This window comes from Kitasatospora sp. NPDC048722, from assembly GCF_040650235.1.
GTDB lineage: Bacteria > Actinomycetota > Actinomycetes > Streptomycetales > Streptomycetaceae > Kitasatospora.
The window spans coordinates 182855-195375 of sequence record NZ_JBEZGX010000004.1; the positions used below are offsets into that span (position 1 = coordinate 182855).

Here is a 12521-nt window from a genome sequence, read left to right on the forward strand (position 1 = left end):
TCGTGGCTCGCTCGCGTGCATCCGGAGAAACAGCAACAAATCGGTCAAAACATGAATTAGTTGTCGTACGTCGGGTAGGAAGACGGTTGTGCGGCCGCACCCCGGTGTCGGTCGCGTCGGCACCCACCGGGTGCCACCGGGACCTCCGCTTGAAGTAGCCGGGCACAGGTCCTGGGGGAGGGATCCCGTGGCACGCGAGCGAGTTCTCGTCCGCGGCGCGGGGCGTTCACCCGATGCCCAGGAGATGCAAGTGTCCATCCCCGTTGAGACAACGCAGCATGCCGACCGGACGACCGCCGCGGCCCCGTCCGGCCCGTCGCCGTCCGACCTGCCGCCCCACTACACCGAGGCGGAACTGCGGGCGATGGGGAAGTCCGAGGCCCGCGAGCTGAGCGACGCGCTGTTCGAGCGCCTGGCCGGGCTCGCCCGCGAGACGCACGCGTACAGCTACGTCCGCGGCACGATCATCGAGCTCAACATGCCGCTGGTGCGCTTCATCGCGGCCCGGTTCCGCCACCGCGCGGAGGACATGGACGACATCCTCCAGGTCGGCACGATCGGCCTGATCAAGGCGGTCGACGGCTACGACCCGCACCGCGGCGTCGAGTTCCTCACCTACGCCATCCCGACCATCGCCGGCGAGATCAAGCGGTTCTTCCGTGACACCTCGTGGCCGGTCCGCGTGCCCCGCAGCATGCAGGAGCTGTACCTGAGCGTCGCGCGGGGATCCGATCGCCTGGAACAGGAACTCGGCCGCCTCCCGCGCCCCGAGGAGATCGCCGAGAACCTCGACCTCACCGTCGAGGAGGCCACCGAGGGACTCGTCGCCGGCCGCGTCTACCGGCCCAACTCCCTGGACGCGCTGCGCGACCAGGACACCGACGAGAGCGGCAGCTCGATGCTGGACCGCCTCGGCTCCTGCGACCCCGGCATCGATCTCGCCGACTTCCGCATCGCCGTGCGCCCGTTGCTCGCCCACCTCCCGAAGCGTGAGCAGGCCGTGCTCAAGCTCCGATTCTGGGACGGCTGGACCCAGTCCCAGATCGCCGAGCGCATCGGCGTCTCCCAGATGCACGTCTCCCGGCTGCTGAGCGCCACGCTGTGCCGACTGCGCGAGCAGTTGGACGACCTGGACGCCCCCGGCTGGTCGGACGAGCCGCCGGACGGTCGCCCGGGCGTCCCGGCGCACTGATCCGCCGGTCAGGCCGGCCGCAGTTCGAGCGCGCAGTGCATCGGCCCGCCGCCGCCCTTGAGGAGTTCGGGCCATCCGGGGGGCCGGTACGGGAACGCAGACCTCGGCCTGGAGACGGGCCGCACGTGAGCGCGCTGCGGAGGGGAGGACGATCTGCGGCCGTCGCTCACCGCGTTGCGTGCGAACACCGCCGCGTCCGCAGCCGAGGCCGCATCGCGTGCCGGCAGAGGGTCCGCAGGAGGTGCCTGCTGGCGGACGACGCGGCGGGCAGTGGGTGATCCGCCGGTCGTCGAGGACGACCAGCGCCGAGTCGAGTGGGGTGGGAGAAACACCGGTCGGCCCGGGCCGGGTCCGTCCACGGGTCGATCGCGTGGTCCCCGTCGAAGTGGGCAGACGGGTACCGCACGTAGCGGGCGGTGCCGCGCCGTCCGCGCGGGGTCGGGGCCACTGCGTGTGCGGTTCGATGCGCCGTGCGTGGCCGGGCCGGCGCTGGAAAGCCAGCCGTTTGACCGGGTGCGCACGGGGCACGCGCCCGGGCAGGCGCAGGAACCGGAAGGAGGCCGTGCGGAGGCCGGCGCAGGAGGTGTGGGAAGAGGGTTGCATGATCCTCCAACACTCGACGGCGTTCGCGGCGCTGTTCCTCACCCCTGGCCGCGGACTTCGCCTCGCCCTCCGCGCGGGCCGCGGAGTACCGGACCACGTACGGTCCGAGCGAAAGGGGCCGACGCCATGACCCACCATCCGAGGAGAAGCCGGACCGGCACCGTCGAACAGGTCTGGGGCTTCAGCGTGCAGGCCGAACCCTGGGCCGAGGGCACCGTGCTCGCGCTGCACGGCGAGCTCGACCTCGACACCGTTGCCGACCTGTACACAACCCTGGACGCGGCGCTCGCCGCGCCGGGCAGCGTGATCGTGATCGACTGCGCCGGGCTGGAGTTCTGCGACTCCACCGGACTGAACGCACTCCTCCGCGCCCAGGCCGAGGCGGCGGCTGACGACAGCCGGATCGAACTGGCCCGCCCGGGGCCGCTGCTCCTGCGGATGCTCGATCTCGCCGGCGCCACCGACGCCTTCCGCATCCGGGGGACCGTGCCCGGCTGACCGGAAGGAAGGTACGACCATGAGGACCGCAGTGGCACTCTTCGACGTCGACGGCACCCTGCTCGACACCACCTACCTGCACGCACTGAGCTGGTGGGAGGCCCTGCGCCAGTACGACCGGACGGTCCCCGCCGCCCGCGTCCACCGCGCCGTCGGCATGGGCGGGGACCAACTGCTCGACCACCTCCTCGGGGAGCACCGCGACCATGGAGACGACGAGGCGATCACCGCCGCCCACGACGCCCTCTACGCCAGTCACTGGCCCGTCGTCACCCCGCTGCCCGGCGCCCGCGAACTCCTGCGCGCCTGCGCCGCCCGAGGCTGGCGGATCGTCCTGGCCAGCTCGGCCTCCGAACGCGAACTCGCCGTGCTGCGCCGCGCTCTGGACGCCGACGACGTGATCACGGCGGCCACCTCCGCCGACGACGTGGCCGCGACCAAGCCCGCGCCGGACCTCGTCCACGCGGCGCTGGACCGCGTGGGAGGCGACCCCGCGGACGCGGTGTTCGTCGGCGACACGGTGTGGGACGTCGTCGCAGCGGGCCGTGCCAAGGTGCCGTGCATCGCCGTCGAGAGCGGCGGCTTCGCCGCACAGGAGCTCCTCGGCTGCGGCGCCGCCGAGGTCCACCGTGACACCGCCGAACTGCTCGCCGAGCTGGACGGCAGCCTCCTCGCCCGGGTGCCGGCCGAACGGCCGGGAGCCACCGGGCCCCGCGCGGCGTGACCACGTGCGGACGGTTGCCCGCCGGAGCGTGTCGCTCGCGCGCGCAACGCGGCGCAGCCGGTCATGCACGGCGACGGGGACCGGCCTCCGTAGCGGAACGTTAGGGACGCGGCGGCCCGGGTAGGCGCGACCCGACGCAGACCGACCCGGCACGGAAAGGGATTGTCATGTTGCTGCTAGGACTTCTGCTGATGTCGGTGTCCGGTGCCTTCATCGGGCTGCTGATCGCGGACAACATCGCCGGCGGGCCCGAGTACCAGGCGACGATCCTGGGCAACGACCTGGTGACACTCAACAGCTTGGGTGTCTTCCTGGCCGGGGTGGCGCTCGGCCTGATCTTCTGCCTGGGACTGGCGCTGATCGGGCTCGCCCGGCGGACCCGGCGGCCGGTCCCACCCGCAGCGGGCGACGTGGTCTACCGCGAGGCCCGTCCGACCCGGCCGGCACGCCGGGTGGAACGCGTCGCGCCCGTGGCCGACGACCGGTCGGCGGTCGAGGACGCACCGGTGGCCGGTGAGGTGTCGACCCGGCCGGAGGAACGGGTCGCGGAGCAGGGCGACCGGGACACCGGGATGCCGACCGCGCCGCCGAGGGGCGGCCGGATCCGGCACCTGTTCGGCCATTGAAGGGACGGACGGGGCCTGTGAAAGGGACCGGGGCCTGAGGGACGCGATCCGCACGGAGGACGAGATCTGAGCGGCGGCGCTGGGCGCTGGGACCGGCGGAGGTCGTGGTGCTTCCCGCCGCCGGTTCCGAGGGTCGGACGATGCCGCGAGTCCTCGCCGCGACTCCGGCGGGTAGGCGGGGACGTGCAGGGCGAGACGACGCCCCCGCGCCGCCGAGGAGCGCACCGCGTTGGTCGTCGGAGGACCGGGGGTAGTCCCGCCGGTCGTTCAGGGCGCCGGCGGTCGTTCAGGGCGGTGGCGGTGTCGTCGCACATGCTCAACGGCTCGCCTCCCGAGGGGCGTTGACGATCGTGTGGCATTCCGCATTCCGCATTCCGCCGGTCATTCCAGCCGGGGCAGGACCTGTTCGCGGTAGAAGTCGAAGAACCCTTCCTGCTCCTGGCCGATCTGGCCGACGTACACCTCGTCGAACCCGGCGTCGACGTGGCCGCGCAGCCGGTCGGCGTGCTCCCGTCCGTCGGCTGCACCGGACGACGAGAGCGGGGAGCGGGGCGATGCGGAGACCTACGCCGTCCTCGGCGAGGACTGCGAGGACCGAGCCGGGGAGGGGAAGATGGCCGCGGACCCCGTGGCGGCCACGCGGTTACCGCGCGCTGCCCGGCGGCCGGCGCACCACCGCCCCGGCCGCCGCTCGGCGGGCGTCGGCCACGGCGCCCGATACCGGGCCGGGTACGCGGCCCGAAGAGGCGGCCCGATGGACGACACGCCCCAGGGCGGTGCCGGAGGTGTACCGCTGCACCATGAGGGCGCCGGGCATCAGGAGCGCCCTGCCGACCCCGTCAGGACGGTCCGGACGGGGAGGCCCCTCGCGGAGCAGAAGGCCGAGCCCGAGGAGCCCCAGGAGGCAGAGGAGGCAGAGGAGGCCGGGGAGGAATCGCGCGACTGACCGACCGGGTGCGTCCCACCGCCGCGAGTAGGGTGGACGCACCGGCGAGATGGACGCGCCGCGCTTCGGCCCCGGCTGCCCGCAGCCGTTGCGGGACCGCGGACCCCGCCCACCGACGGACGCTCCGCCGGCGCCCCACCCCGTCGGTGGCCGACGCGCCGGGGCCGACAGGAGGTGCCAGCGGTGACCTGCGACGAAACGGTGCTGGGTGGGACGCTGGCCCGGCTCCTGATGCGCTCGCGCGCCAGCCGGCCGCAGGACCTGCCCGGTCTCGTCGACGCCGCCGCCCGGGACCTGGGTGCGGCCGCGGCCCGGGTCTACCTGGTCGACGTCCAGCAGCGGCACCTGGTGCCCCTGCCCGGCCAGGACGGCCAGGACGGCCAGGACGGCGAGGACGGCGAGGACGTCGAGGACGTCGAAGCCACGCTCGCCGGGCGGGCCTACCGGCTGCAACGCACCCAGGTCTCCGCCGGACCGCCCCCGGTCGGCTGGTTCCCGCTGGTCGACGGGGTCGAGCGGATCGGCGTCCTGCGCGTGGTCGGGATGCCCGAGCCGGGCACGGTCGGCTGCTGGGAGGCCCTGGCGGCCCTCGCCGCCCTGCTGGTGGTCTCCAAGAGCGCGTTCAGCGACGTACTCGTCCGAACGACGCGCGACCGGCCGATGAGCTTGCAGGCGGAACTCCTGTGGGCGTTCCTGCCGCCGCGCACCATCGGTACCCGCGACGTCACCTCCAGCGCCGTCCTCGAACCGGCCTACGACGTCGGCGGGGACGCCTTCGACCACTCCGTGGCGGGCGGGCGCCTGCACCTGTCCGTCTTCGACGCGATGGGCCACGACCTCGCCTCCGGCGGGGCCAGCTCGGTCGCGCTGGCGGCCTGCCGCAGTACCCGCAGGGCCGGCGGCGATCTGGCGGCGATCGCCCAGGCCATCGACCGCACGCTGGGCCGCTGGATCCCCGACCGGCTGCTGACCGCCGTCGTGGCCGACCTCGACGCGGCCACCGGCGAACTCGCCTGGATCAACTGCGGCCACCCGACACCGTTGCTCATCCGCGGCCGGCACGTCGTCGCCGGTGCCATGCAACGGCGGGCCGAACTGCCCCTGGGACTCGGCTTCCACGACCGCGGCCCGCAGCCCGTCCACCACATCCGGCTCCAGCCCGGCGACCGGGTCCTGGTCTACACCGACGGCGTGACCGACGCCCGCTCGGCGACGGGCGAGACCTTCGGCGAGGAGCGCCTGACCGACACCCTGGTCCGGCACATGGCGAGCGGCGAACCCGCCCCGGAGGCCCTGCGCCGCCTGATCCACGCCCTGCTCGCCCACCAGGACCACCGCCTGCGCGACGACGCCACGATCGTCCTCGCCGAGTGGCACCCCGACGGCCGGGGCGAGTGAGCGTTCCCGGCTTGGTGTGGCCGGCGTGCCGTGAGTGCCGCGGGGCCGTGCTTCCGCGCACACCTGCGCCTCGCCGCCGGTGTGATCCCTCGGCGGGCCGGGCCGCTGCCATGGCGGGAGGTCGGTGGTCGACGGCCGCCATCGCCTCGCGGACGGTTCCCAGGCAGCGCTCGCAGCACCGGCCCGGCGTCGCCTGACCGGCTTCGTCCGTCGGCGGGGCCACGCGCTGGGACGGACGGTCGACGTCGACGTGTCGCTGCGCACCGCCTGCAACCAATGGACGCTGTTGGGCGGACTCGGTGACCCAGCTGGACGACCGTGACGACCACGGGCGCGTCAGCACCGGCGGCGTCACCCGGGAGTTCGACACCGAGACCGTCGACCGGCTGCCCGACGAGTGCACCGGGTCGAGGCGGACCTTCGGCGTTTCGAGGACTCCGTCGAGGAACGCGGCCGGGCGGAGGGCCCCTGCGCGGGCGGTTGGGGCCGGACCCAGCGGGTAGGCGGTCGGCATGGAGGACATCGGCCCCCCGGCGGACGACCGGTCCGACGGTACCCCCGAAACGCTCGACCTGTGCGACCTCTGCGGCCAGGCCGTCCCCGCCGACGACCTGCTCTGCGCGCTCGTGCCGGACTCGTCCGCGCTGCACGTCCGCGACCCCGACCTGGACGGCAAGCGGGCCCTGACCGCCTGCACCGTCGACCACCTGGCCGACCTGATCGAGCAGTACCGCCGCCGCCCGTTCGTCCTGGAGGAGCAGTGGGCCGGCAAGGTCTGCCGGGCGCTCGCCGAGTACGACGAACCCGTTCCCCTCCGCACGGTCGCGGCGCTCAGCGGCCTCTCCGAGGAACAGGCGGAGCAGGGCGTCGAATGGCACAACGCCAGGGCGCGCGAGTGGCGGGCGCGGTACGGCGATCCGGGTGACGGCTGACAGCGAGGGACCGACCATGAAGAGGGCCGGGCACCACCGCCTGGCCGCGACGGATTCGCCGTGAGATCGTGCGCACCGCGACCGGCGCGACGGGCCGACGACGGCACCCAGGCGTTCGTCGACGGCACGGCCGACGACGGCCCGGCCCGCACGCGATTCCCGTCCGGAGGAGGAAGCCGTGAACCACCACACCAAGGTCCTCGCGATCGTGACCAATTACGGCGTCGAGCAGGACGAACTCCTCGTTCCCGTTCGGCACCTGCGCGACGACGGCGTGCACGTCGACATCGCTGCGCCCACCCGGGACGCCATCCGCACCCTCGTCCGGGACAAGGAACCCGGCGAGACGGTGAGCCCGACCCACATCCTCGGCGAGGTGGACGCGACCGGATACGACCTGCTGCTCATCCCGGGCGGCACGCTCAACGCCGACAGCCTGCGGATGCGCCAGGAGGCCGTCGACCTCGTCCTCGCCTTCACCACCTCCGGCCGCCCCGTCGCCGCCATCTGCCACGGCCCGTGGCTGCTCGCCGAGGCCGGCGTGGCGTACGGCAAGGAGCTCACCTCCTTCCCGTCACTGCGCACCGATCTCGCCAACGCCGGCGCTTCCTGGACGGATGCCGCGCTCGTCACGGACGATGCGAACGGCTGGCGCCTCGTGACCTCTCGCAAGCCGGAGGATCTCGGCCAGTTCCTTCGGGGGATCGACGCCGCGCTGCGGCTGCGGGCCTCGGCGGCAGCCCCGAACTGAACGGCCGCACCGGTGGCCGGGCCCCGGCCACCGGATCGGTGGGCGGGGTGGCGGTGGCGTTCCACCAGGCGGGCGACCCTCCCGGAACGCCGGGCCGGCCGCTTGGTCCGGGCCGCCGACCGCGCGCCTTCTCCGCCCTGAGGTGGCGGGAGAGGTGCGTGGTGGGGGCACGCCGGGGTCAGTGCCGCAGCAGGAGATCGGCGGCCTGGGCCGGCCCGGCAGCGGCCCGGCAGGTGGTCAGCAGGCAGGGCGGGCACGGCACGCCCGCCCGGGACGATCCCTCGGGCACGCGGATCGCGTGCGCCCCGGCGGCCAGGGCCGCGGCGAGGACGGCGTCGCCGGAGCCGATCACCGTGACCCGGGCGGGTGGCAGGCCGAGAGCCCGGCCGGCAGCGGTCACCAGCGCGGGGGCGGGCATGTGGCACGAGCAGCCGTCGTGCGAGCCGTGCGGGCAGACCGCCCACACGTCGAACGGGCCCAGCAGCCCCTCGGCGCGGGCCTGGACGGCCTCGACCTGGCGGCGCCCGATCAGGCCCCGCGCCACACCCGGCTGATTGCTCAGGACGCCGATCGCGAGGCCCGCACCGCGCAGTGCCGTGAGGGCGGCCCGGATTCCGGCCGTCGGAAGGACGAGTGCGGGATCGCCGTTGCAGGAGACGTCCTGGAGGAGCGTGCCGTCGCGCGCGAACAGCACGGCGTCCGTCGGTCCGTCGGTCGCCGTGCGCCCGGGGCGGGTGAACAGCCACGGGCCGGTCCGGTCCTGGCGGTCGCCGCCCGGGCGGGGCTGCGGGGCGGTCGGTACGGGTTCTCCTAGGTAGGCCATGCTCCTGCGGGTTGCCGCTGTGCGCGGTGTCAAACGGCCGCGGGCTCTCCGGTCAGGGCGAGTGCCGCTGCTCCGACGAGCCGTGGCCGGTGAGGTGGTCCCGGACGGTGGCGGTGGCGACGGCGCCGGGCGGAATTCCCCACACGGGTCGGGGCGGTGTCGTCGGAGGGGCCTCGCGCACGCGCCGCGAGCAGCGCCGCAGCTCCTCGGCCGGGACGCGCAGCCGCAGGGCGGGGAAGAGTCGGTCCTCCTCGCCGCTCAGGTGTGCGCGGACCACGACGAGCAGGGTGTCGGTGGCGTGGTGGCGCTCGGCGACCGGCAGGTGTTCGTCGAGCGCGCGGTCGATCAAGAGGCGGATCGTCGTGTGGGTGTGGACGGCTGCGTCCGCGAGCGCGCCTCCGGCCGGGAGGTACCGGCGGACCAGCGGGTGCACGTGGTCCTCCTCGACGGCGAGGTGCCGGTCGAGGAGCTCCCGGAGCGCGTGCAGCAACCGGGTGTCGTCGTCCGGAACGGGCCCGCCGTCGGTGCGGGTGCCGTCGAGTCTGCGGAGCACGGTCTCCACGGCCCGGTGTTCGGCGCACAGTTCGCTCGGGAACGCTTCGGGGCCGTTCATGGCTGCTCCGTCCGGCTGGCTCGGGATGGACCGGTGAACAGGAGCGCCTGCCCCGTTCGCGCCGCTGTACTCCTCCACCGCGTCGAAACCGCGCCCGGGCGGGGCAGGCGGTCGTGACGGGCAGGGTCGCCGGCGAGCCGTCCACGGGGTCCGGTACGGGCCATTCCCGCCACGACCCCCGAGCGCAGGAACAGGGCATCTTCGGGGCGGGGAGCGGCAGCGGATCGGCGATCAGCGGCTCGTGGCCGGGGCCGATCACCCGGCAGGTCAGCGGTCAGTGCCGTCGCTCGGGACAAATCGCGACCAGGTCGGCGTACTGCACGACCCGGCGGGCCACCCGGTCGGCTTCCGGCCGGGGCCGGTCGCGGTCATTGCGCGGAGAGTTCCGGCTCGGCGGGGTTCGGGGCCTCGTTGTCCGTCTTCGGCTGCTGGCGCAGGAGCGCGGCGAGGAGTTCGGCGACGGTGGGGCCGGCGTCGGCGGGGTGGCGCAGCTGTTTGCCGACGACGACGCTGTAGTGGTTGGTGCGGCCGCGGCGTTCGTGGCTGAGGTATCCGGCCTGTTCCAGGTCGGTGATGATGCGCTGGACGGCGCGTTCGGTGAGCAGGCAGCGGGAGGCGATGTCGCGCACGCGGATGCCGGGGTCGCGGGCGATCTGGACCAGGACACGGGCGTGGTTGGTCAGGAAGGTCCAGTGCCGCTCGGCCGCCGTGCCAGTGTCCATGACTCCACGATAGGGCTCCCGTTTCACGGCTGCCGAGACATGACAGCGAATTCGTGCATGCCCGCCGACCGCCACCGGCTCCTGTCCTTCGCCGCCCCGACCGGCGCCGGCAGGACCGTGTCGGCCGGCCTTGGTGCCGCCCGCATCCGCGTGACGAAAGGCTGAACGCTGTGGGCAGCACGGCCGGACGCGCTTCGCGAGCGGGCCTCCTCGGCGTGGGTGCCGGGTGTTCAGGGGCGTGCGAGGCGGCGTTCGCCGCCGGCGCCCGGCGTGTAGGTCAGGCCGTAATGCGCGAAGACCGCGGCCTCGTCGTCGGCGGGCAGGACGTCGTCGGTGCCGATCGCGGGGCAGTCCTTCACCAGCGACTTCTCGTAGTTGACCTTCAGGTATCCGGGGCCCACGGTCGCGTGGTCGAGGGGAACGAAGACCAGGCGGTGGCGGGTGGGCAGGCCGATCTGGACGGTGGCCATCGATGGCGCGTCGGTGGCGGTGTCGACGTAGATCGCCTCCAGCGTGCCGATCTTGTGGCCGTCGGCGTCGACGACGTCATGGGTGCGCCACTCGCGGATGTCGCCTACCTGGATCACGGGGACTCCTTCACGTCAGCGGGCGCTCACCTGCGCGCGTCTCGACGGTGTTTCTACAGCGTGCCCCCGTCCTCGGGCGGACACCAGCGCGGAATCCCACGCGATGCTCGGCGGGAGGTCGGGGTGCAACCGGTGGTGGGGTCGCACAGGCAGCGGGGGCAGGGGAGGGATGGTGGAGATGCCGGTCGTCGGCCCGGGCCAGGCCGGCAGGCCCGGGCACGGCGCGTGGCCTTCGATGAAGCGGCCCACGGGGCCCAGGCTCCTGGGACCCAGGGGGCCGTGGCCCCCGGCCGCTGTCACCGTCTTCACACCCGCGCCCCGTCCGTTCGTCGTGCGAGCCCTTCGGCAGCCCGGTACGCCTTCGGTCAGCGCGCCTGGCCACCCGGGGCGGGCGCCTCTGCGCTCGGGCCGGACGGGGTGGCCGTGTCCGCCGCGGTGGTCTGGCACGTGCTGCAGGTGTGCCAACGCGGCCGGGTGGACCGGTGCGGAGCGAGGATCATGCCGGCGGTGTCCAGGCCGCACATGGTGAGGGGGCCGCAGGCGCCCGAGGGCTCGGCGGGGGCGGTGTGCGCGCGGCGCACCGGCTGCTCGGGGTCTGCCGGGGCGTGGTCGGATTGAAGGACCCGGACGTTGCTCGGTGTGTCCGGTTCCAGTACGACGACGATGTCCATCCCCCCACGGTGGCCGCTGGTTGGGTGGGCCGCACGCGCGCGGTGGCATTCGGACCAGTCGACTTCGGGTGTCGCCCAGGGCGCGGGAAGCTGCACTGGTCCGGGAGGGTCCTCACGTCTTCGGTGTCCTCGCCGACGGCGTGCACGACGACCACTTCCCGCTGACCGTGCCCTCCGGGCACGCCGGAGAAGGTCACCGCAGTGCGAGGGGTTCCGGGGTGACCGCTAACCCGGTCGGTCCGTCGGCGCCGCCGTCGAGCGCGGCGCGGACGCTGTCGTGGAGGGTGAAGAGCTGGTCCGTTTCGGTGAGTTTCAGCACCCGCAGGGCCTGCGACGTCGGGGAGGCCAGCACCATCCTCACCCCGACGGCGTTCGCGTCGAGGCGGGCGGCGACCAGGGCGTTGAGGCAGACCGAGTAGCAGAAGCCGAGGCCTGCGAGGTCGACCACCACCACGGGAGGGCGGGCGGCGATCGCTTCGGCCAGAGCGAGGTCCAAGGTGGGGCGGGTGTCCTGGTCGACGTCCCCTTCGACGTGAATGATCACTGCTCTGCCGGTGATCGTCGTGTTGGTGACCCGCAGCGGTGGCGGACGGAGAGGAACGGACGGATTGCTCACGGGACTCACCGCCTTCACGCGGAGGCGGGGACGGTCCGGTCGTCGCGGACTGCGGGCGAGGTGCAGCCCGGAGCTGAGCACGCGGCCGGGTGCCGGATGCCCGTACCGGGTCCGGCCAGGATCTCGAAGTGCCCCCGCGGGCTCCCGCAGCGGGTGCTTGCCGCGGCGGGGGAGATCACCGGGCGGCCGGGCCGGGAGTCAGTCGTTGTCCTGTACATCGTGATCACCGGGATGGGTGCCGGGGGCGGGGTCGAAGCCGTGACCGGGGTGGAGGTCCGCGAAGAGGTCCAGGAAACGGGCGACCTCGAAGCCGGCCTCGGCGGGGTGGCGGAAGGACGTGTCGCGCACGACGTGGTAGTGGTTGCGGCGGCCGCGGCGGGCGCGGGTCAGGTAGCCGGCGCTCTCCAGATCGGTGACGATCGCCTGCACGGCCCGCTCCGTCACCCCGCACATCGCTGCGAGGTCCCGCAGGCGCACCTCCGTGTTGCGCGAGATCAGCAACAGGACACGGGCATGCTGGGTCAGGAACGTCCAGCTCGTGCGAGGCTCCCGCTCGTCGCTCGACATATCACAAGTATGCACCCGGATTCCGGTTTCGGCATGCGTGTTTCGCGATGCGTGACTACCGGATCCGGCCACAGCCCCTGGCGGCCCGCAGCTCGGCCGGCAGCGGGTGCGTGGACCCGCCGGGCCCGAAAGCGCCCTTGCGGTCACCGCCGTCCCCGTTCCAGGGCGAGCGTGGCCGACTGCTCGTCCCGGTGGGCATCCGTGAGCTGTCCGAGCAGGAGCGAACGCAACTGCGGGCACCGCTCCCCGAAC

General features: G+C 73.7%; 14 protein-coding genes and 1 pseudogene. 7 read left to right on the forward strand and 8 right to left on the reverse strand.

The features are described 5' to 3' along the window. Positions 1 to 250 precede the first annotated feature (250 nt). The 4 genes from AB0C76_RS05515 (at position 251) to AB0C76_RS05530 (ending at position 3643) form a co-directional block, all read left to right on the forward strand. Entirely contained in the window at positions 251 to 1192 is a 942-nt protein-coding gene (locus tag AB0C76_RS05515) for a SigB/SigF/SigG family RNA polymerase sigma factor (protein ID WP_359960088.1), read from the forward strand. Between the two features lie 729 nt (positions 1193 to 1921). After that, positions 1922 to 2293, forward strand: a complete 372-nt coding sequence (locus AB0C76_RS05520; protein WP_359960090.1) for an STAS domain-containing protein — start codon at positions 1922 to 1924, stop codon at positions 2291 to 2293. A gap of 19 nt (positions 2294 to 2312) precedes the next feature. After that, a complete protein-coding gene (locus tag AB0C76_RS05525; protein ID WP_359960092.1) occupies positions 2313 to 3017 on the forward strand; it encodes an HAD family hydrolase in 705 nt (234 codons plus the stop codon). Positions 3018 to 3184: 167 nt separating this feature from the next. Further along, positions 3185 to 3643, forward strand: a complete 459-nt coding sequence (locus tag AB0C76_RS05530; protein ID WP_359960095.1) for a hypothetical protein — start codon at positions 3185 to 3187, stop codon at positions 3641 to 3643. Positions 3644 to 4024: 381 nt separating this feature from the next. Here the strand turns inward: AB0C76_RS05530 and AB0C76_RS05535 are convergent. Next, positions 4025 to 4123: pseudogene (locus AB0C76_RS05535) on the reverse strand (LLM class F420-dependent oxidoreductase); the annotation flags it as partial. Positions 4124 to 4772: 649 nt separating this feature from the next. Between AB0C76_RS05535 and AB0C76_RS05540 the strand changes: the two are divergent. The 3 genes from AB0C76_RS05540 to AB0C76_RS05550 all read left to right on the forward strand — a co-directional run bounded on the left by AB0C76_RS05540 (position 4773) and on the right by AB0C76_RS05550 (position 7670). Continuing rightward, entirely contained in the window at positions 4773 to 5987 is a 1215-nt protein-coding gene (locus AB0C76_RS05540) for a PP2C family protein-serine/threonine phosphatase (RefSeq protein ID WP_359960098.1), read from the forward strand. A 512-nt stretch (positions 5988 to 6499) separates the two neighbouring features. Beyond that, positions 6500 to 6919, forward strand: a complete 420-nt coding sequence (locus tag AB0C76_RS05545) for a hypothetical protein (protein ID WP_359960101.1) — start codon at positions 6500 to 6502, stop codon at positions 6917 to 6919. 178 nt (positions 6920 to 7097) lie between these two features. After that, positions 7098 to 7670 carry a DJ-1/PfpI/YhbO family deglycase/protease gene (locus AB0C76_RS05550; RefSeq protein WP_359960103.1) on the forward strand — a complete coding sequence of 191 codons (573 nt, stop codon included), beginning with the start codon at positions 7098 to 7100 and terminating at the stop codon, positions 7668 to 7670. Positions 7671 to 7848: 178 nt separating this feature from the next. Here AB0C76_RS05550 and AB0C76_RS05555 read toward each other — a convergent pair whose 3' ends face one another. The 7 genes from AB0C76_RS05555 to AB0C76_RS05585 form a co-directional block, all read right to left on the reverse strand. Continuing rightward, entirely contained in the window at positions 7849 to 8493 is a 645-nt protein-coding gene (locus tag AB0C76_RS05555) for an HAD-IIIA family hydrolase (protein ID WP_359960106.1), read from the reverse strand. A gap of 52 nt (positions 8494 to 8545) precedes the next feature. Then, positions 8546 to 9106, reverse strand: a complete 561-nt coding sequence (locus tag AB0C76_RS05560) for a hemerythrin domain-containing protein (protein WP_359960109.1) — start codon at positions 9104 to 9106, stop codon at positions 8546 to 8548. Positions 9107 to 9474: 368 nt separating this feature from the next. Further along, positions 9475 to 9828 carry a MarR family transcriptional regulator gene (locus AB0C76_RS05565; RefSeq protein ID WP_359960112.1) on the reverse strand — a complete coding sequence of 118 codons (354 nt, stop codon included), beginning with the start codon at positions 9826 to 9828 and terminating at the stop codon, positions 9475 to 9477. A 230-nt stretch (positions 9829 to 10058) separates the two neighbouring features. Beyond that, positions 10059 to 10415, reverse strand: coding sequence for a PRC-barrel domain-containing protein (locus AB0C76_RS05570; RefSeq protein WP_359960114.1), 357 nt, complete (start codon positions 10413 to 10415; stop codon positions 10059 to 10061). A gap of 365 nt (positions 10416 to 10780) precedes the next feature. Continuing rightward, on the reverse strand, positions 10781 to 11086 hold the full coding sequence (locus tag AB0C76_RS05575; protein WP_359960117.1) for a hypothetical protein: 306 nt from the start codon (positions 11084 to 11086) through the stop codon (positions 10781 to 10783). Positions 11087 to 11279: 193 nt separating this feature from the next. Continuing rightward, positions 11280 to 11783 carry an STAS domain-containing protein gene (locus AB0C76_RS05580; protein ID WP_359960120.1) on the reverse strand — a complete coding sequence of 168 codons (504 nt, stop codon included), beginning with the start codon at positions 11781 to 11783 and terminating at the stop codon, positions 11280 to 11282. A gap of 117 nt (positions 11784 to 11900) precedes the next feature. After that, the gene (locus AB0C76_RS05585) at positions 11901 to 12269 is read right to left on the reverse strand and encodes a helix-turn-helix domain-containing protein (RefSeq protein ID WP_359960123.1); all 369 of its coding nucleotides are present in this window, start codon (positions 12267 to 12269) and stop codon (positions 11901 to 11903) included. Positions 12270 to 12521 lie beyond the last annotated feature (252 nt).